A 19,396-nucleotide genomic window follows, 5' to 3' on the forward strand; every position below is an offset into this window, starting at 1 on the left:
AGGCCGTTGCCCAAAGCACGTCATCAAGCGTGCCGGTGCTCGCGAGCTTGCGGGAAAAAATATAAAGATCCTCGGTCGTGCGCGCGCGCTGACGGGCAGCGGCGGCCTGACGCTGTACGGTTGCGGTCAGGTTGCTCGCAACTACCGCCACGCCGATGAAGAAGAAAAAGGCGATCACGCTCTCGGGATCCCTGATCGTCAGCGTGAAACGCGGCGGCAGGAAGAAGAAATTGAAGGCGAATGCGCCGAGAAGGCAGCTGTAGAGCGCGGGCCTCAGGCCATGGATAACGGCAGAGGTGAGCACCGCCATCAGGAAAACGAGAGCAAGGTTGCGGACATCGAGCACCTGATCGAGCACGGTGCTGACGGCGAGCGCAATGACAACGTAGGCCGTTGCGAGCACATAGCTTCGAATGTTGAACGTCGAGACAGCCGGCGCCGGTTTGACGCCCCGAGCCGCTTCACCCTCTTTTTCGTTGCCGGACATGACATGAACGCTGATATCGCCGGCATGCCGGATCAGTTCATCAACCGGCGAAGGCCAAAGCCATTGCCGCCATGTTTGTTTCTCAGGCGATCCGATGACGATATGTGTGACATTGTTGGAAGTTGCGTGGCGAAGCAGTTCCTCGGCAACCTGCCTGCCGGGAAGGGTCAGCGCTTCGCCGCCGAGCTGTTCGGCGAGCCGCAGCGTCGCCGCGATCGTATCCCGCTGCTCTTCCGTCAGGCCGATCGAGCGGGTGGTTTCGATGTAGACGGCAGACCATGGGGCGCGCAGTCGCGAGGCCATACGCTTGGCATAGCGGACGAGCGAGGCACAGCGAGGACGGTGGTCGATTGCCACCAGCACACGCTCACCTGCCGCCCATGGCCCGGAGATCGCGTGCGCCTGCATATGGCTCACGAGCTGGTCGTCGACGCGCTGCGCGGTCCTGCGCAGTGCGAGCTCGCGAAGCGCTGTCAGGTTGCCGGGCTTGAAATAGTTGGTTAACGCGCGTTGAGCCGTCTGTGGCACGTAAACCTTACCGTCGTGCAGGCGCTTGATCAGGTCATCCGGTGTCAGATCAATGATCTCGACATCGTCCGCCACGTCGATGATCGAATCCGGCACCGTCTCGCGCACATGGATCCGGGTAATCTGGGAGACGACGTCGTTCAGGCTCTCCACGTGCTGGATGTTCAGCGTCGTATAGACATCGATACCGCGTTCCAGCAGCTCCTGGACATCGAGATAGCGCTTCGGATGCCGGCTGCCTTCTGCGTTCGTGTGGGCGAGCTCATCGACCAGAACGAGGTCAGGCTTGCGGGCAAGGATGGCATCGAGGTCCATTTCCTCCAGCGCCCGGCCTTTGTAGTTGACCGCGACGCGCGGGATGATCTCGAAGCCATCGAGCAAAGCCTGCGTCTCCTTGCGGCCGTGCGTCTCGACGACCCCGACAACAACGTCGACGCCATCCGCAAGTTTCGCGCGGCCGGAGCAGAGCATTTCGTAGGTTTTGCCTACGCCGGGCGCGGCACCCAGAAATATTTTCAACCGGCCGCGCATTTCGGCGCGCGCTTTCTCGAGAAGCGCGTCGGGCGAGGGCCTGGCGGCCTGATCGCTTCTGTCGTCCGGCATTCGCGTAATCTTTCTTTATCAGCAAGGCCCCGGAACGCCCGCAAGCGCTCCGGGGCCTTCAGCTTCACTGAGTCATAGAAGCATCGAGGGACTGGTTCAATGCCAGAACATTGACGGTGGGCTCGCCCAGAATGCCGAGCTCGCGAGAGCGGATAGCGCCGTCAACCAAAGCCTTCACCGCAGTCTCGTCCATGTTGCGAGCCTTGGCGACGCGCGGCACCTGGAAGTAGGCGGCTTCCGGCGAGATATCCGGATCAAGCCCGCTGCCGGAGGCCGTTACCAGATCGATCGGGACCTCGGCATTCGGGTTCGTCGCCTTTGCGGCTTCGTAGTCAGTCTTCACGCGGTCGAGAAGCTTCTGGCTGGTCGGACCAAGGTTCGAACCGCTGGAGCTTGCTGCATTGTATCCGTCGCCCGCCGCCGAAGGCCGGCCATGAAAATACTTGTCGCTCGTGAAAGCTTGGCCGATCAGCGTCGAGCCGATCACCTGGCCGTCCTTTTCCAAGAGGCTGCCGTTCGCTTGTGTCGGGAAGAGCGTCTGAGCGATGCCGGTCATGGCGAGCGGGTAGAGAAGGCCGGTGATAGCCGTGGTGGCAACGATCATGACGATTGCCGGACGAAGTTCTTTCAACATGATTTCAACTCCTTAGGCGAGACCGATGGCCGTGATGACCATGTCGATCGCCTTGATGCCGATGAACGGGACGATGATGCCGCCGACACCGTAGATGAGCAGATTGCGGGACAAGAGCGCGCCGGCGCCGATAGCCCGGTATTTAACACCCTTCAGCGACAGCGGGATCAGCGCGATGATGATCAGCGCGTTGAAGATGATCGCCGAAAGGATGGCGCTCTGCGGCGTTGCGAGCCCCATGATGTTCAGCACGCCGAGCTGCGGATAGAAGGTCAGGAACATCGCCGGGATGATGGCGAAGTACTTGGCGATGTCGTTGGCGATCGAGAAGGTCGTCAGGGCGCCGCGAGTCATAAGCAACTGCTTGCCGATCTCGACGATCTCGATGAGCTTCGTCGGGTCCGAGTCGAGGTCGACCATGTTGCCGGCTTCGCGGGCAGCGACCGTGCCGGTGTTCATGGCGACGCCGACATCGGCCTGGGCGAGCGCGGGGGCGTCGTTCGTACCGTCGCCGCACATGGCGACGAGCTTGCCCTTCGCCTGCTCCTCGCGGATCAGCGACAGCTTGTTCTCGGGCGTCGCCTGGGCGAGGAAGTCGTCCACGCCCGCTTCGGCGGCGATGGCGGCTGCCGTCATCGGATTGTCGCCGGTGATCATGACGGTGCGGATACCCATGCGGCGCAGCTCGGAGAAGCGCTCGCGGATGCCGCCCTTGACGATGTCCTTGAGCTGGATGACGCCAAGCAGGCGGCCGTCGCGGGCGACCGCAAGCGGCGTACCGCCAGCCTTGGCGATTTCATCTGAGATCGCCTGCAGTTCCCTGATGACATCGCTGTCCGTCCGCATGGCCACGACAGCATTGCCCGAAACAGACGTGGGGCCGGAATTGACATAGGTGAGAACAGCGTCAACTGCGCCCTTGCGGATCGACGAACCTTCGACATCGACGCCGCTCATGCGAGTCTGGGCCGTGAAGGGCACGAAATGGGCCTTCAGGTTCGCCATCTCACGGCCGCGGATCGCATATTTCTCCTTGGCGAGCACGACGATCGAACGGCCTTCCGGCGTTTCGTCGGCGAGTGAGGCGAGCTGAGCTGCGTCGGCAAGCTCCTGCTCGGACACGCCGTGGACCGGACGGAAGGAGGTCGCCTGACGGTTGCCGAGGGTGATCGTACCGGTCTTGTCGAGCAGCAGCGTGTCGACGTCGCCTGCAGCTTCGACGGCGCGGCCGGACATGGCGAGGACGTTGAAGCGGACGAGACGGTCCATGCCTGCGATGCCGATGGCCGAGAGGAGGGCGCCGATCGTGGTCGGAATCAGCGTCACGAAGAGGGCGACAAGGACGATGATCGGGATCGAGCCGCCGGCATAGGACGCAAAGCTTGGGATCGTGGCCGTGGCGAGCACGAAGATCAGCGTCATACCTGCGAGCAGGATGTTGAGCGCGATTTCGTTCGGCGTCTTTTGGCGTTCCGCACCTTCGACGAGCGCAATCATGCGATCGAGGAACGTCGAACCGGCGGCCGCCGTGATGCGCACGCGGATCCAGTCGGAGAGCACCTGCGTGCCGCCGGTGACAGCCGAGCGGTCGCCACCGGATTCGCGGATGACTGGGGCGGATTCGCCGGTGATGGCGGCTTCATTCACTGAGGCGACGCCCTCGACGACTTCGCCGTCGGACGGGATGATGTCGCCGGCCTCGACAAGGACCAGATCGCCGACCTTCAGGCTCGTGCCCGGCACGAGGCGATAGCCGCTGGCGTTGTTGGCGCTGAGCAGCTTGGCCTGCGTCTCCGTGCGGGCCTTGCGCAGCGAGTCGGCCTGTGCCTTGCCGCGACCCTCGGCGACAGCTTCCGCGAAGTTCGCAAAGAGCACAGTGAACCAGAGCCAAAGATTGATCTGGAAGGAGAAGCCGAGATTTCCGCCGCCGGTTACGAGGTCGCGGATGAAGAGGACGGTCGTGAGCGCCGAGACGGTGGCCACGACGAACATGACCGGGTTCTTGGAAAGCGTGCGCGGGTTCAGCTTCTTGAAAGCGGCGCCCACGGCCGGAATGAGGATGCGAGAATCCATGATGCTCGCGGATTTTGCCTGGCTCATAAGAGACTCCAGCTTGAAACGAGGTGAGGCGACCGGCTTTCCGGTCAGCCGTGTAAAATTCTGAGGGCGGCGAGGATGACGAGGATGCCGGCCATCATCACCAGGATGATGTCAGTGCCCCGTGCCAGGCGCTCTCGCTCACGTCCCGGCGAACCGGGACGTGAGTTGAAGGACTTTCGAAGTCTGTGACGAAGGATCATGACATCACCTCAGAAGGTTTTGCCGGTAATCATCATCAGGTGCTCGATAACCGGGCCGAGGGCCAGTGCCGGGAAGAAGGTCAGGCCGCCGACGATCAGGATCGTGCCGCTCAGGAGGCCGACGAAGAGCAAGCTGTCCGTCGGGAAGGTGCCTGCCGAAGCGGGAACCGTCTTCTTGGTAACCAGGGAGCCTGCGATCGCAAGCGCCGGAATGATGACCAGGAAGCGGCCCATCAGCATGCCGAGACCAAGCGTGATATTGTACCAGGGGGTGTTACCCGTCAGGCCACCGAAAGCCGAGCCGTTGTTCGCCGCAGCGGACGTATAGGCATAGAGAATTTCGGAGAAGCCGTGCGGACCCGCCGTGCCGATCGAGGCAACGGCTGACGGAAGCACCGAGGCAATTGCCGTGAAGACCAGCATCGCCAAGGGCAGGCAGAGAATGGCAAGAACAGCCATCTTCATTTCCTTGGCCTCGATCTTCTTGCCGAGATATTCCGGCGTGCGGCCGACCATGAGGCCTGCCACGAAAACCGCAACGACGATGAAGAGCAGGATGCCGTAGAAGCCCGCGCCAACGCCGCCGACGATGACTTCGCCGAGCTGCATATTGATCATGGGGATCAGGCCGCCGAGCGCCGTGAAGCTGCCGTGCATGGCGTTGACCGCGCCGCAGGAAGCGGCCGTGGTGATCACCGCAAAGAGCGAGGACATGGCGACGCCGAAGCGGACTTCCTTGCCTTCCATATTGCCGCCCTGCAGGCCGAAGGCATGCATCAGCGGGTTGCCCGCAGCTTCAGCCCAGTAGGTGACGGTAACGCCGACGATGAACAGGAGGCCCATCGTGGCGAAGATCGCCCATCCCTGGCGCTGGTTGCCTACCATGCGGCCGAAGACGTTGGTGAAGGCGGCACCGATCGCGAAGATCGACAACATCTGGAGCATGTTCGAGATGTTGTCGGGGTTCTCAAACGGGTGCGCGGAGTTGGCGTTGAAGAAGCCGCCGCCATTGGTGCCGAGCATCTTGATGGCAAGCTGCGAGGCAACCGGGCCGACAGCGATCGTCTGCTTGGCGCCTTCCAACGTCGTCGCGTCGACATAGGGGCCGAGCGTCTGCGGCACGCCGAGATAGACGTAAACGAGCGTGAGCACGATGCAGATCGGCAGAAGGACGTAGAGCGTCGCGCGGATCATATCGACCCAGAAATTGCCGATCGCCTTACCAGAGGCGCGCGAGAAAGCGCGGATCAGGCCAATGGCGATCGCCATGCCGGTCGCGGCGGAGACGAAGTTCTGCACGGTCAGCCCGGCCATCTGCGTGAGATAGGACATCGTGCTTTCGCCGCCATAGTTCTGCCAGTTGGTGTTGGCAACGAAGCTGATGGCGGTGTTGAAGGAAAGCTCAGGCCCAACGGCAGGCATACCCGCCGGGTTATAGGGCAAGCCTGCCTGGAGACGCATCAAAGCGTAGAATACGATGACGCCGAGCAGGTTGAACATCAGCATGGCGAAGGCATAGGAGGTCCAATGCTGTTCTTCGCGCTCGCTGGTGCCCGCAATCGCATAAAGCCCCCGTTCGATCGGAACGAGGACCGGTGAGAGGAATGTGCGCTCGCCTGAAAAGACACGCGTCATGTAACCGCCGAGCGGTTTGACGAGCGCGATGAGGATTCCGCAGTAAAGCAGAATCTGAAGCCATCCGTTGAGGGTCATGGGAAGTAACTTTCAATACCCGGTTGCTTCTGCGTTAGAAGCGCTCGGGGCGAATGAGAGCGTAGGTGAGGTAGACGGTCAGGAACACCGTCACTGCACCGCTTAAGATATAATCGAGCGTCATGATGTTTCTCCTCAGAGCCTGTCGCAGGCGCTGGTGTAGGCAAAGCACAATGCGAAGAATACGACGGCGATACCGAGTAAAATGATGTCCATCATCGATCTTGACTCCTGTTGTTCTTCTTTGGAGTCAGACAAGACAAAGGGTGCCGGCTTGGGAGACGGCACCTTTTATGCTTTCTGGCTGGAGACGATCTTGGTGATCTCTCATGCATTAATATGCGGCCGGACTGCATAAAGGTTCGAGAGGGGCCGGAAGGCTTCAATATAAAAATCTTATAAGTGTTATCATGCGTTAATTTTCAATATATGCTTGAAATAGATGAAAGCGATTGAAGGCTAATCCGGGTGGAATAGCCGGGCGATATTCACTCCATCCAACAATCGGAGTTATCGCAGTGCCCAACACAACTGAAAATCTTTCCGGCAAGACGGCGCTCGTGACGGGCGGCTCGCGCTCCATCGGTGCGGCCATCGCAAAGCGTCTTGCTGCAGATGGCGCCTCGGTCGCGCTCACCTATAGCGCCTCGCCGGACAAGGCCGCCGCTGTCGTCAAGGAAATCGAGGATGCCGGTGGCCGTGCCATCGCCATCAAGGCCGATGCCGGCGATCCGGCTGCCGTCCGCGCCGCGGTGTCCCAGACCGAAGAGACGTTCGGCTCGCTCGACATCCTCGTCAACAATGCCGGCATCGCTCTTGGCGGTCCGATCGAGGACATCAAGTTCGAGGACTATGAGCGCATGATCGCCGTCAATGTCACCGGGGTGTTCGTGGCAACCCAGGAAGCAGCCCGCAGGATGAAGCCGGGTGGCCGCATCATCCATATCGGCTCGTCGATGTTCCGTTACGCCGCCTTCCCGACCGCATCGCTTTACACGCTGACCAAAGGCGCGGTGGCCGGCTTCAACCGCAGCCTCGTGCGCGACCTCGGCCCGAAGGCATCACCGTCAACACCGTTCACCCCGGCCCGACCGACACCGACATGAACCCCGATGGCGGTCCGGTCTCGAAGATCGTCGGTCCCGGCATGGCGATCGGCCGTTACGGCAAGGACTACGAGATCGCCAGCGTCGTCGCCTACCTCGCCAGCCCCGAAGCAGCGTTCATCACCGGCGCGGATATCGTCGCCGACGGCGGCTTCACCGCCTGACCCTTCATTTCAAGGAGAATGACAATGTCCATCGGCATCATTGGCGCCGGCAATATCGGCGCCGCCTTCGCGCGTGCGCTCGCCCAAGCCAACATTCCTGCCACGATCGCCAATAGCCGCGGTCCCACTTCACTTGCAAGTCTCGTGCATGAGCTCTCGCCTTGGATCAAGGCGGGCACCATCGAGGAAGCCGCGAACTCCGATATGGTCCTCGTTGCGGTTCCCTGGTCGAAGCTGCCGAAGGCGCTCGCCGGCCTGCCTGACTGGAATGGCCGTATCGTCATAGATGCGAACAATCCGATCGAGGCGCCGCTCTTCAGGCCGGCGGGGCTGAATGGCAGGCTCTCTAGCGAGATCTTCGCCGATCTCGTATCAGGCGCACGCGTCGTGAAGGCGTTCAACCATCTGCTGCCGGCCCTCGTTTCCGGCGATCCGCAGGCCGAAGGCGGCAAGCGTGTGCTCTTCTATTCCGGCGATGATGCCGCAGCGAAGGCCGAAGTCGGCGCGCTGATCGAGAAGCTCGGTTTCTTCGGCATCGACCTCGGGCCGATCGCCGTCGGCGGCAGCCTGGTTCAGTTTCCGGGTGGCCCGCTGCCGGCTTTGAACCTCGTCAAGTTCGGCTGAGCATTTCATCGCATAATGAGCAAAAGCCTCCGCAATCCTGTTGAATTGCGGAGGCGTCGGGTTTTATAGTCGGCCAACGCGTCCCCCAATGAGTGGCGGACAAGGCATCAGAGAGGAACCCGACAATGACCAAGGTCCGTGCGCTGGTATTGGAGCGTCAGCATGAGCTCGCGCTTCGCGATATCGATCTGCCGCTGGAAACCGGACCAGGTCAGGTGAAGATCAGGATCCACACTGTCGGGGTCTGCGGTTCGGACGTGCATTACTATACCCATGGCAAAATTGGGCCGTTCGTCGTCAACGAGCCGATGGTGCTTGGACACGAGGCAGCGGGGACGGTGGTCGAAGTCGGCGAAGGCGTGACGCATCTGAAAATAGGCGACCGCGTCTGCATGGAGCCCGGCATTCCCGACCCGAATTCAAAGGCAAGCCGTCTTGGCATGTACAATGTCGATCCTGCCGTCACCTTCTGGGCGACGCCGCCGGTCCATGGTGTGCTGACGGCCGAGGTCGTGCATCCGGCCAACTACACCTTCAAGCTCCCGGACAATGTAAGCTTTGCAGAAGGCGCAATGGTCGAGCCTTTTGCCGTCGGCATGCAGGCAGCAGCAAAGGCTAGGATCGCGCCTGGCGATACCGCCGTCGTGCTCGGCGCCGGCCCGATCGGCACAATGGTGGCGATCGCCGCGCTCGCCGGCGGCTGCGCGCGAGCGATCGTCGCCGATCTTGCCCAGCCGAAGCTCGATATCGCCACCCAGTATCAGGGCGTCATCCCGGTCAATATCCGCGAGAAGAACCTGACCGAGGAAGTGTTGCGCCTGACCGACGGCTGGGGTGCTGACGTCGTGTTCGAATGCTCCGGATCGCCGAAGGCCTGGGAAACGATCATGGCATTGCCGCGCCCAGGGGGCGTCATTGTTGCTGTCGGCCTGCCGGTCAATCCGGTCGGCTTCGATGTTTCGACCGCATCGACCAGGGAAATCCGCATCGAGACGGTCTTCCGCTATGCACACCAGTACGAGCGGGCGATTGCTCTGCTCGGCTCCGGCCGTGTCGACCTGAAGCCGCTGATCTCCCAGACGTTCAAGTTCGAGGACTCGATCAAAGCCTTCGACCGCGCGGTCGAGGCACGGCCAACGGACGTGAAGCTGCAGATCGTGATAGACTAAGGCGCCCTAGGGGACCCGATGCCGGGTTTCATCTTGCGAAACGCGAAAGCCGTGCCTGCAACGACAGCCGCGGCTCCGAGCGCAATGAGCAGGTGGTGGTGCAGCGGGAGGTGGCCCAGCATCTGCTGGATGCCGTGCCCGAAGATATAGCCCAACGCTGTGAACAATTGCCCCCAGACCAGCGCCGCCGCGATGTTCAGAACGAGGAATTTCCGTGTCGGGATGCGCGTCGTACCGATGACGATGGGGCTGATCGTCCGCAATCCGACGAGGAAGCGGAACGCGAAGATGAAGCCGGTCGGATATTTTTCGAGAAGCTGTGTCACCCGCGCTAACGCGGGCTTTTCCATCAGCCGGCGAACGAAACCCCAATGAGAGGCATAACGCCCGGCGAAGAACCATACTTGGTCGCCGGCGAACGAACCGGCCGCTGCCGCCATCGACGCAGTCCAGTATGTCAGAAGCCCGCGATGCGAGATGACGCCGCCGAGGAATGCGGCGGTTTCGCCTTCAAAGGCGGTACCGAGGAATATCGCCAGCAGACCGTAATTCTCGATCAGGAGTTCGATGGACACCCACTAGGCCTCCAGCCTTTCAGGATCCAGGCTTCCGCGGCATCATTGCCATCTCAGACCGGCTTCAAATCCCCAAGCACCGTTGGAATGAGTTCCGAAACGGTCGGATGGATCGGCACAGCCCATTGCAGGGCAGGGTAGGTGGTGCCGGCGTTCATGGCATCGATGATGCCGTGGATCACCTCGTCGCCTTCGATGCCCAGGATGGCAGCGCCGAGGACCTGCTTGGTCTCGGCATCGGCGATGATCTTCATGAAACCCTGGGTCTCGCCGCGTTCATTGGCGCGGCCGACGCGGCTCATGGGACGGGTGGAGATCATGATCTTCTTGCCGGAGCGGCGCGCCTCCTTCTCCGTCACGCCGACACGGCCGAGCGGCGGATCGATGTAGAGCGCGTATGCGGGAATGCGGCTGCTCACCTTCCGGTCAGCCCCATCCAGCAAGTTAGCCGCGACGATCTCGAAGTCATTATAGGATGTATGCGTGAAGGCGCCGCGGCCGTTGCAATCACCGAGCGCGTAGATGCCTTCGACGTTCGTCATCAGCTTGTCGTCGACTGTGATGTAGCCGCGCGTGTCTGTCGCAACGCCGGCAACGTCGAGACCAAGATCGTCCGTGTTCGGTTTGCGGCCGGTCGCGATCAGCACATGGCTTGCGTCGATTTCCGGTTTTCCGGAGCTAACCGTCACGGCAATTCCGCCGTCCTTCGCGGCGAAGGCAATCCCGTCGGCATTGGTATGAACGGCGATACCCTCTGCGCGCAGAACGTCCTCGATCGCGTTGGAGATGTCTTCATCCTCGCGGGAGGCGAGTTTCGGTCCGCGCTCGAGAACGGTGACCTCGGCGCCGAAGCGGCGGTACATCTGGGCGAATTCGAGACCGATATAGCTGCCGCCGACGACGACCAGGTGGCGCGGCAGCGTGTCGAGATCGATGATCGACGTGCTGGTGAGATAGCCGATGTCGTCGACGCCTGGAAAATCCGGAACGACCGGGCGAGCCCCAACGTTCAGAAAGATTTGCGGCGCTGTCAGCGTCTCGCCGTTGACGGCGATCGTTTTCGGGCCGGTGAATTTGGCCTGGCCGTAGACGACATCCATCGTTTTCATGCTGCCGAGCCAATCGATCAGGCCGTTGCGAGCGTCCATGATGACGGTTTTGGCACGCTTGCGAACGACCTGCATGTCGATTTCAATCCCGCCGGCGATCTTCACGCCGTAGTCGCCGCCGCGACGGGCGACGTGGGCGGCGCGGGCGCTGGCAACCAGCGTCTTCGTCGGCATGCAGCCGGCATTGACGCAAGTGCCGCCAAGATACTTGCGTTCGATCAGCGCAACCTTCATGCCCTTCTCGGCCATGCGGGCCGCGAGAAAGGGGCCGGATTGACCTGCCCCGACGAAAATCGCGTCATAGGTTTTCATGGCACTGCCCCCACGATCAACAACGCGCCGCCGACGGCGACGATATCCTCGATAAGCGCCGCCGGCAAATCCTTGCCGAAGACACTGGCGAGCTTGCCGCGGGCAGCTGCGCCACCGAGCGTCCCTGCAATAGCGCCGACGATACCCGCGATGAGACCGGCAACCAGAGAACCGCCGGAAGCCGCGATGGTGGCGCCGGCCAGAGCTCCCATGATGATACGCGCTCCGAACTGTATCGGCATCTTACGGCTCGGCGTTGTCGGCAGCTGATCACTGATCAATTCGAGGACGGCAAGCAGCGTGAAGATCCACGGCGTCCATTGATAGCCCATGAAGGCGAGAGGAGTCTGAGAGACGTCGAACCAGCCAAGTGTTGCGCCCCAGGCGACGGCGGCAGGTGCGGTCATGGCCCTGAGGCCGGTAATAATTCCGGTCAAAAATGCAAGGAATAGAAGCATCTACGAACCCCCGACCTGTGCCGTTGCGGCGTTCGCAGCGTGGCACAATCTCCGAAGGGTTTCAATTCGCTCCCGGTGACTCGTTAGCGAGTTGCGAATGGGGCCCACAAAGGGGTCAGCGATCGGTGGATCAGGTCGTGATCTGCAGCAGCAGGCCTTAGTTCGTGAAGGCCTGTATTCCCGTAATGGCGCGGCCGAGAATGAGGGCGTGGATGTCGTGGGTGCCCTCGTAGGTGTTGACCACTTCGAGGTTGACGAGGTGGCGGGCGACGCCGAACTCGTCGGAGATGCCGTTGCCGCCGAGCATGTCGCGGGCGGCGCGGGCGATCTCGAGCGCCTTGCCGCAGGAGTTGCGCTTGAGGATCGAGGTCAGCTCCACCGGCGGATGGCCTTCTTCCTTCATGCGGCCGAGCCTCAGGCAGCCCTGCAGGCCGAGCGTAATCTCGGTTGCCATGTCGGCAAGCTTCTTCTGGATCAGCTGGTTGGCGGCCAGCGGCCGGTTGAACTGCTTGCGGTCGAGCACATATTGCCGCGCCGTCGCATAGCAGGCTTCGGCGGCCCCCAGCGCCCCCCAGGCAATGCCGAAGCGGGCGGAGTTCAGGCAGCTGAACGGACCCTTGAGGCCCGACACGTTGGGCAAGAGGTTCTCTTCCGGCACGAAGACATTATCCATCACCACCTCGCCGGTGATCGAGGCGCGCAGCCCGACCTTGCCGTGGATGGCGGGGGCCGACAGCCCCTTCCAGCCCTTTTCCAGGATGAAACCGCGGATCACGCCGTCCTCGGTCTTGGCCCAGACGACGAAGACGTCGGCGATCGGCGAATTGGAGATCCAGGTCTTGACGCCGGTGAGATGATAGCCGCCGTCAGCCTTCCGTGCGCGCGTCACCATCGAGCCCGGATCGGAGCCGTGGTCCGGCTCGGTGAGCCCGAAGCAGCCGATCCATTCGCCGGTGGCGAGCTTGGGCAGGTATTTCTGCTTCTGCGCTTCCGAACCGAAGGCATCGATCGGCACCATGACGAGCGAGGATTGCACGCTCATCATCGAGCGGTAGCCGCTGTCGACGCGCTCCACTTCGCGGGCGATCAGCCCGTAGGCGACATAGCCGAGGCCGGCACCGCCATATTCCGGGTCAATCGTCGGGCCGAGCAGCCCGAGCTCGCCCATTTCGCGGAAGATATCAGGATCGGTCTTTTCGTGGCGGAAGGCTTCGAGAACGCGGGGGGGCGAGCTTTTCCTGCGCATAGGCGTGTGCGGTATTCTGCACCATGCGCTCCTCGTCCGTCAGCTGCTCGACCAGCCGGAACGGGTCGGCCCAGTCGAAGATCTCGCGGGTGTGCTGCATGACGGCGTCTCCTCACCATTGTTCAGGCATGCCTGATCAAGCTGGCCATAACGCCGGCCAACTTCGGCGTCAACCGGAAGGAATATAGCGGATACAGGCTTTTCAAAAAGGCTTCCATGCTCCAACTTGCCGCCCTATGAAATCGAATTGAGGAGGCGGGAATGACGTCGAGCAATCTTTTTGTGCATGCCGAAGGTGCTGACTGGAGCAGTCCGGAACCGGGTGTCACGCGCCGCATCATGGTCTATCTGCCCGAAATGATGATGGTCGAAGTCGCGTTCGAGAAGGATGCGGTCGGAGCTGCGCACTCGCACCCGCATATCCAGGCGAGCTATGTCGCCGAAGGCAGCTTTGCCGTGACGATCGACGGAAAGACCGAGGTGCTGAAACAGGGCGGCAGCTTCATCGTGCCGCCGGATCTCGTCCATGGGGTGACGGCTCTGGAAAAGGGTCGCCTGATCGACACTTTCACGCCGCACCGCGCCGAGTTCCTGAAATGATCACCCGGCCTTCCGGCCCGCATGCATCGCCGGTGCCAAGGGCGGGATGAAGCGAGCATCCTCGCCTTTTACGGTTTCGCGCAGGAACTCGATGACGGCGCGCACCCGCGGCGCCTGCTTCAGATCGCCGTGGCAGGTCACCCAGTAGCCGCGGCAGAGGTCCACTTCATCAGGCAAGACGCGCACGAGCTCCGGATAACGGCTGGCAAAGAAATACGGCAGTACGCAAAGCCCTAGGCCATTTCGGGTTGCCGTCAGCTGCGCAAAGATGCTGGAACTCTGGAACCGCGGTTTGATGCGCGGATGCACGTCGCCGAGATAATCAAGCCCCGGCGCAAAGATCATCTCTTCGATATAGCCGATGAACGGATGATCGAGCAGATCGTCGCGGCAGGTAATCGGCGAGCTGTTGGCGAGATAGTCCCGCGAGCCGTAAACCTGCAGATGGTAATCCGTCAGCTTCTCGAAAAAATACGGCCCGCCCTTCGGTTCGTCCAGCACGACGGAAAGGTCCGCTTCCTTGCGCGACAGCGACATGATTTGCTGGATCGTCACGAGTTCCAGCGAAAGGTGCGGATGAAGCGCGGCGAATTTCGGCAGCACGCTGGCAAAGAAAAAGTTGGCAAAGCCTTCCGGCGCGCTGAGGCGGACGACGCCGCGCTGCGTCATGGAGCCTGCGGCAAGATCGGCCCGTAAACGTTCGGTTTCCTGCTCCATCTTTTCGGCGGTTTCCACGAATCGTGTGCCCATGGCAGTCAGCACATAGCCGCGCGGGTTACGCTCGAAGAGCTTGACCTTCAGGGCAAATTCCAGCCGGTCGATACGCCGCGAGACGGTGGCATGGCTCGTCCGCAGCTGTCTGGCTGCAGTCGAAAGCTGCCCTGTTCGAGCCACCGCTAGAAAAAACTGCAGATCGTCCCAAGTAAACTGCGGAGGATTGTTCATGCGGGTTCACGCGTCCATCTACGTCTTTGGTCTAATGCCTAGAGACCGGAAAGCAGCCGATGCACAGTTTCCGAGCGGCTCTGTGCAAAAACGAACAGATACTGTTTGGAATTAGTTGTAAACCGCCGGTTGCCTCATGCGGGAAATTCCGTGATCGTAGGCGCGGCGTCGGTTCGTTTGAGGAGAGCGGCTGGCCAATTTTGAACAGACTCGCGATCTGGCCATCTCTGGGAGGAGAGACTTATGCGAAAGAATCTTATTGCGTCCGTTGCATTCCTGCTTGCAAGCAGCACAGCCGTGTTCGCCAATGGTGCGTCGGACGGGAAGGTGAAGATTGGCATTCTGAACGATCAGTCCGGTGTCTATGCAGACTTCGGCGGTAAGTCGTCCGTCGAGGCCGCCCAGATGGCGGTCGAGGATTTCGGCGGCAAGGTGCTCGACGTTCCGATCGAGATCATCGATGCCGACCATCAGAACAAGCCGGACATCGCCTCGAACATCGCCCGCCAGTGGTACGACACCGAGCAGGTGGACGCGATCATGGAGTTGACGACCTCGTCGGTTGCCCTTGCGGTCCAGGCAATTGCGAAAGAGAAGAAGAAGATTGACATCGTCACGGGCGCTGCGACGACGGATCTTACCGGCAAGGCCTGTTCGCCCTATGGCTTCCACTGGGCCTATGACACGCATGCGCTGGCTGTCGGCACCGGTGGCGCGCTCGTCAAGCAGGGCGGCGACAGCTGGTTCTTCCTGACGGCGGACTATGCCTTCGGCTATTCGCTGGAACAGCAGACCTCCGATTTCGTCAAGGCGAACGGCGGCACGGTCGTCGGCTCCGTCCGGCATCCGCTTTCCAGCCAGGACTTCTCGTCCTTCTTGCTGCAGGCGCAGTCTTCCGGTGCCAAGGTCATCGGCCTCGCCAATGCCGGCCTCGATACGTCGAATGCCATCAAGCAGGCAGCCGAATTCGGCATCACGCAGGGCGGCCAGCACCTGGCGGCACTGCTCTTCACGCTGGCGGAGGTCCATGGGCTTGGTCTCGAGGCCGCTCAGGGCCTGACGCTGACGGAAGGCTACTATTGGGACCGCGACGACGAGAGCCGCGCCTTCGCAAAGAAGTTCTTCGAGCGCACCGGCAAGATGCCGAACATGATCCACACCGGCACCTATTCCGCTGTTCTTCAGTATCTGAAGGCGGTCCAGAAGGCTGGCACGGACGAGACGGAAGCTGTTGCCAAGCAGTTGCATGAAATGCCTGTCGATGACGTCTTCGGCCGCGGCGGCACCGTCGGACCGAACGGGCGCATGATCCACGACATGTACCTGCTGCAGGTCAAGAAGCCGGAAGAGAGCAAGCAGCCTTGGGACTACTTCAATGTTCTGGCCACCGTCCCCGGCAAGGAAGCCTATATCGACCCCGCCAAAAGCGGCTGCGATCTGGTAAAGTAAGCCTATGGCGGTTTCCGCAACACAAACGAATGCGACGCCGCGGGTGGTTCTTTCCGCCCGCGGCCTTCGCCGGGACTTCGGCGGCTTCACGGCCGTCAAGAACGTCGACCTCGATGTGCAGGATGCGAGCGTCCATGCGCTGATCGGGCCGAACGGCGCGGGCAAGACGACGGTTTTCAATCTCTTGACCAAATTCCTGCAGCCGACAGCCGGCACTATCATGCTGATGGGCACCGACATCACCAAGACCCCGCCGGACAAGGTGGCGCGGATGGGACTGGTGCGCTCGTTCCAGATTTCCGCGGTGTTTCCGCACCTGTCGGTGCTCGACAACGTGCGCGTCGCACTGCAGCGGCCCAACAACCTCTCGACGCAATTCTGGCGGCCGATGTCGTCGCTCGATCGGTTGAACGACCGCGCCGAGCAATTGCTCGCGAGCGTCGGGCTCTCGAAGGAGCGTGATCATATAGCCGCGGACCTCTCCTACGGGCGCAAGCGCGTTCTTGAGATCGCCACCACGCTTGCTCTCGACCCGAAGGTGCTGCTCCTCGACGAGCCGATGGCAGGGATGGGGCAGGAGGATGTCAGTGTCGTTTCCGCCATCATCCGCGAGGTCGCGCGTGACCGGGCGGTCTTGATGGTCGAGCACAATCTTTCCGTTGTCGCCAATATCTGCCAGCAGGTGACCGTGCTTCAGCGCGGCGAGATCCTCGCCGAAGGCGACTATGCCGCGGTCAGCAAGGATCCGCGCGTCCGCGAGGCCTATATGGGCACGGAGGATAGCTGATGGCGGCGCTTCTGGAAGTTCAGGGCCTGAATGCCTGGTACGGCGAAAGCCACATCCTGCATGGCGTCGACATGCATGTCGGCGAAGGCGAGACGATCACGATCCTCGGACGCAATGGAGTCGGCAAAACAACCACGCTGCGGACCATCACCGGCATCGTCCGCGCGCGAAAGGGCAGGATCAGCTTTGGCGGAGCGGACATGATTCAGGTGCCGCTGCACAAGACGGCGCATAAGGGCATCGGCTTCGTGCCCGAGGAGCGCGGCATCTTCTCGACACTCACCGTTTCCGAGAATCTGCTTTTGCCGCCGGTCGTTGCCGAAGGCGGCATGACCGTCGATGAAATCTATGAGCTTTTCCCAAACCTTTACGAGCGCCGGGCCAGCTCCGGAACCAAGCTTTCGGGCGGCGAACAGCAGATGCTGGCGATCGCCCGCATCTTGCGCACCGGCGTCAAAATGCTCCTGCTCGACGAGCCGACCGAGGGCCTTGCGCCCGTCATCGTCCAGCGTATCGGCGAGGTATTGCGGAAGCTGAAGGAGCGCGGGATGACGATCCTTCTCGTCGAGCAGAATTTCCGCTTTGCCAGCCGCATTGCCGACCGCTTCTATCTGATGGATCATGGGCAGATGGTGTCCGAGTTCCCGGTCGGCGAACTGCCGCAGCGGATGGATACGCTGCACAGGGTTCTGGGGGTGTGATGCCATGACGATGATCTTCGGCATTCCCGTTCAGGCACTGCTTGGCCAGTTGCTGATCGGCCTGATAAACGGCTCTTTCTACGCCCTGCTCAGTCTCGGCCTGGCCATCATCTTCGGCCTGCTGCGCGTCATCAACTTTGCGCATGGTGCGCAATATATGCTGGGCGCCTTCGTCGCCTATCTGATGCTTGCTTACGGTGGCATCGGCTATTGGCCGGCGCTCATTCTGGCGCCTCTCGCCGTCGGCCTGTTCGGCGCAGTGGTGGAGCGTCTCTTTCTGCGGCGGCTCTACGATCTCGATCCGCTTTACGGCCTGCTTTTTACGTTCGGCATGGCGCTGGCGATCGAGGGGACGTTCCGCTACCTCTACGGCTCTTCGGGCCAGCCCTATGCGACCCCGACAGCCCTCGCAGGCGGAATGAACCTCGGCTTCATGTTCCTGCCGATCTATCGTGGCTGGGTGGTCGTCATGTCGCTGGTGGTCTGCATCGGCACCTGGCTCCTGATCGAAAAGACCAAGCTCGGCGCCTATCTCCGGGCTGCGACGGAAAATACGGTTCTGGTGCAGGTTTTCGGCGTCAACGTACCGCTGCTTCTGACGCTGACCTACGCGCTCGGAGCCGGTCTTGCCGCCTTTGCCGGCGTGCTGGCGGCGCCGATCTACCAGGTCTCGCCGCTGATGGGATCGAACATCATCATCGTCGTTTTTGCCGTCGTCGTGGTCGGCGGCATGGGTTCGATCATGGGTGCGATCGTCACCGGCTATGTGCTGGGTATTGCGGAGGGCCTCACAAAGGTCTTCTATCCGGAAGCGTCGAACATCGTGGTCTTCGTGATCATGGCGATCGTGCTTCTCGTCAGGCCCGCGGGCCTCTTCGGCCGGGATGCGTAAGATGACGGACATCACCGAAACCCTTCGAACGGAAAAGAGCCGCACCGCGCTGTCAGTGCAGGCCGCCTTCCTCATCATCGGCCTGCTGCTTCTGCTGCTCGCGCCGTTCTTCTTCTATCCTATCTTCCTGATGAAGCTCCTGTGCTTCGCGCTCTTTGCCTGCGCCTTCAATCTGCTGCTCGGTTACACGGGCCTGCTCTCCTTCGGGCATGCCACCTTCTTCGGCGGCGCTGCTTATTTCACCGCCTATACGGTGAAGGCGTGGGGCTTTCCGCCTGAGCTCGGCATCTTGACGGGTGTGGCAGGGGCGGCCGTGCTCGGCCTCGTCATCGGTTACCTCGCCATTCGCCGCCAGGGCATCTACTTTGCAATGATCACGCTGGCGCTCTCGCAGATGTTCTTCTTCTTCTGCCTGCAGGCGAAATTCACCGAGGGCGAGGACGGCATCCAGTCCGTGCCGCGGGGACATCTCCTAGGATTTATCGACCTCAACAATTCCACCAACATGTACTACTTCGTACTGGCGGTATTCCTCATCGGCATGGTGCTGATCTGGCGCTTCATCAACTCGCCTTTCGGCATGATCCTGAAATCGATCCGGGAAAACGAACAGCGGGCGGTCTCGCTCGGCTATTCCGTGGCTCGCTACAAGCTCGGTGCTTTCGTGATGTCGGCGGCCCTTGCCGGACTTGCAGGTGCCGTTAAGTCGCTGGTCTTCCAGTTCGCGACGTTGACGGACGTCGCCTGGCAGATGTCGGGCGAGGTGATCCTGATGACGCTTCTCGGCGGCATCGGCACGATGATCGGGCCGATCTTCGGCGCGGGGCTCGTCGTGACGCTTCAGAACTATCTCGCGACATCGGAATTCCCGGTGACGATCATCACCGGCGTCGTCTTCATGATTTGCGTTCTGATCTTCCGCCGCGGCATTATCGGCGAATTTTATGCCTCGTGGCTGGGGCGCAAACTGGGTTTCGTATATCGCCGCTGATGC

General features: G+C 61.4%; 17 protein-coding genes and 2 pseudogenes. 9 read left to right on the plus strand and 10 right to left on the minus strand.

All coding sequences use genetic code 11. The annotated features are described in order from the left end of the window. The 5 genes from ACPYOJ_RS26655 to ACPYOJ_RS26675 all read right to left on the minus strand — a co-directional run. Positions 1–1,618, minus strand: a 1,618-nt coding sequence (locus tag ACPYOJ_RS26655; protein WP_481418931.1) for a DUF4118 domain-containing protein, incomplete at its 3' end; no start/stop codon positions are given. A gap of 64 nt (positions 1,619–1,682) precedes the next feature. After that, positions 1,683–2,252: a potassium-transporting ATPase subunit KdpC gene (gene kdpC / locus ACPYOJ_RS26660; protein WP_168830232.1), complete on the minus strand. Its 570-nt coding sequence runs from the start codon at positions 2,250–2,252 to the stop codon at positions 1,683–1,685. Between the two features lie 12 nt (positions 2,253–2,264). After that, positions 2,265–4,352, minus strand: a complete 2,088-nt coding sequence (gene kdpB / locus ACPYOJ_RS26665) for a potassium-transporting ATPase subunit KdpB (RefSeq protein ID WP_481418932.1) — start codon at positions 4,350–4,352, stop codon at positions 2,265–2,267. Between the two features lie 209 nt (positions 4,353–4,561). Next, positions 4,562–6,265, minus strand: coding sequence for a potassium-transporting ATPase subunit KdpA (gene kdpA, locus ACPYOJ_RS26670; RefSeq protein ID WP_481418933.1), 1,704 nt, complete (start codon positions 6,263–6,265; stop codon positions 4,562–4,564). A gap of 34 nt (positions 6,266–6,299) precedes the next feature. Next, positions 6,300–6,389: a K(+)-transporting ATPase subunit F gene (locus ACPYOJ_RS26675; RefSeq protein WP_016556800.1), complete on the minus strand. Its 90-nt coding sequence runs from the start codon at positions 6,387–6,389 to the stop codon at positions 6,300–6,302. A gap of 394 nt (positions 6,390–6,783) precedes the next feature. On the opposite strand from ACPYOJ_RS26675, the pseudogene ACPYOJ_RS26680 reads away from it, so the two are divergent. The 3 genes and pseudogenes from ACPYOJ_RS26680 to ACPYOJ_RS26690 all read left to right on the plus strand — a co-directional run bounded on the left by ACPYOJ_RS26680 (position 6,784) and on the right by ACPYOJ_RS26690 (position 9,328). Then, positions 6,784–7,535 (plus strand): annotated as a pseudogene (locus ACPYOJ_RS26680) (3-oxoacyl-ACP reductase family protein). A gap of 24 nt (positions 7,536–7,559) precedes the next feature. Then, entirely contained in the window at positions 7,560–8,159 is a 600-nt protein-coding gene (locus tag ACPYOJ_RS26685; protein ID WP_481418934.1) for an NADPH-dependent F420 reductase, read from the plus strand. A gap of 125 nt (positions 8,160–8,284) precedes the next feature. Next, positions 8,285–9,328: an NAD(P)-dependent alcohol dehydrogenase gene (locus ACPYOJ_RS26690; RefSeq protein WP_481418935.1), complete on the plus strand. Its 1,044-nt coding sequence runs from the start codon at positions 8,285–8,287 to the stop codon at positions 9,326–9,328. Here the strand turns inward: ACPYOJ_RS26690 and ACPYOJ_RS26695 are convergent. The 4 genes and pseudogenes from ACPYOJ_RS26695 to ACPYOJ_RS26710 form a co-directional block, all read right to left on the minus strand. Further along, a complete protein-coding gene (locus ACPYOJ_RS26695; RefSeq protein ID WP_481418936.1) occupies positions 9,325–9,903 on the minus strand; it encodes a DedA family protein in 579 nt (192 codons plus the stop codon). The two genes, ACPYOJ_RS26690 and ACPYOJ_RS26695, sit on opposite strands and share 4 nt — an antisense overlap. A gap of 53 nt (positions 9,904–9,956) precedes the next feature. Further along, the gene (locus ACPYOJ_RS26700) at positions 9,957–11,324 is read right to left on the minus strand and encodes an FAD-containing oxidoreductase (protein WP_481418937.1); all 1,368 of its coding nucleotides are present in this window, start codon (positions 11,322–11,324) and stop codon (positions 9,957–9,959) included. After that, positions 11,321–11,782: a DUF4126 family protein gene (locus tag ACPYOJ_RS26705; protein ID WP_481418938.1), complete on the minus strand. Its 462-nt coding sequence runs from the start codon at positions 11,780–11,782 to the stop codon at positions 11,321–11,323. The genes ACPYOJ_RS26700 and ACPYOJ_RS26705 overlap by 4 nt, the downstream gene beginning before the upstream one ends. Positions 11,783–11,939: 157 nt before the next feature. Then, positions 11,940–13,128 (minus strand): annotated as a pseudogene (locus ACPYOJ_RS26710) (acyl-CoA dehydrogenase). 161 nt (positions 13,129–13,289) lie between these two features. Here ACPYOJ_RS26710 and ACPYOJ_RS26715 point away from each other — a divergent pair. Continuing rightward, positions 13,290–13,628 (plus strand): cupin domain-containing protein, encoded by a 339-nt coding sequence (locus ACPYOJ_RS26715; RefSeq protein WP_481418939.1) that lies wholly within the window; start codon positions 13,290–13,292, stop codon positions 13,626–13,628. Here ACPYOJ_RS26715 and ACPYOJ_RS26720 read toward each other — a convergent pair whose 3' ends face one another. Further along, a complete protein-coding gene (locus ACPYOJ_RS26720) occupies positions 13,629–14,573 on the minus strand; it encodes a LysR family transcriptional regulator (protein ID WP_481418940.1) in 945 nt (314 codons plus the stop codon). 243 nt (positions 14,574–14,816) lie between these two features. Here ACPYOJ_RS26720 and ACPYOJ_RS26725 point away from each other — a divergent pair, with 243 nt between their 5' ends. From ACPYOJ_RS26725 to ACPYOJ_RS26745, 5 genes are read left to right on the plus strand one after another with little or no spacing between them, the layout of a single operon-like run. Next, positions 14,817–16,022 carry an ABC transporter substrate-binding protein gene (locus ACPYOJ_RS26725; RefSeq protein ID WP_481418941.1) on the plus strand — a complete coding sequence of 402 codons (1,206 nt, stop codon included), beginning with the start codon at positions 14,817–14,819 and terminating at the stop codon, positions 16,020–16,022. Between the two features lie 4 nt (positions 16,023–16,026). Next, positions 16,027–16,809 (plus strand): ABC transporter ATP-binding protein, encoded by a 783-nt coding sequence (locus tag ACPYOJ_RS26730; protein ID WP_481418942.1) that lies wholly within the window; start codon positions 16,027–16,029, stop codon positions 16,807–16,809. Continuing rightward, positions 16,809–17,510, plus strand: a complete 702-nt coding sequence (locus ACPYOJ_RS26735; RefSeq protein WP_481418943.1) for an ABC transporter ATP-binding protein — start codon at positions 16,809–16,811, stop codon at positions 17,508–17,510. Before ACPYOJ_RS26730 ends, ACPYOJ_RS26735 begins: the two co-directional genes overlap by 1 nt. 4 nt (positions 17,511–17,514) lie before the next feature. Beyond that, on the plus strand, positions 17,515–18,402 hold the full coding sequence (locus ACPYOJ_RS26740) for a branched-chain amino acid ABC transporter permease (protein ID WP_168830247.1): 888 nt from the start codon (positions 17,515–17,517) through the stop codon (positions 18,400–18,402). A gap of 1 nt (position 18,403) precedes the next feature. Next, positions 18,404–19,393, plus strand: a complete 990-nt coding sequence (locus ACPYOJ_RS26745) for a branched-chain amino acid ABC transporter permease (protein ID WP_481418944.1) — start codon at positions 18,404–18,406, stop codon at positions 19,391–19,393. Positions 19,394–19,396: the final 3 nt, after the last annotated feature.

The sequence above is a fragment of the Rhizobium sp. SVR5-9E genome (genome assembly GCF_056755095.1).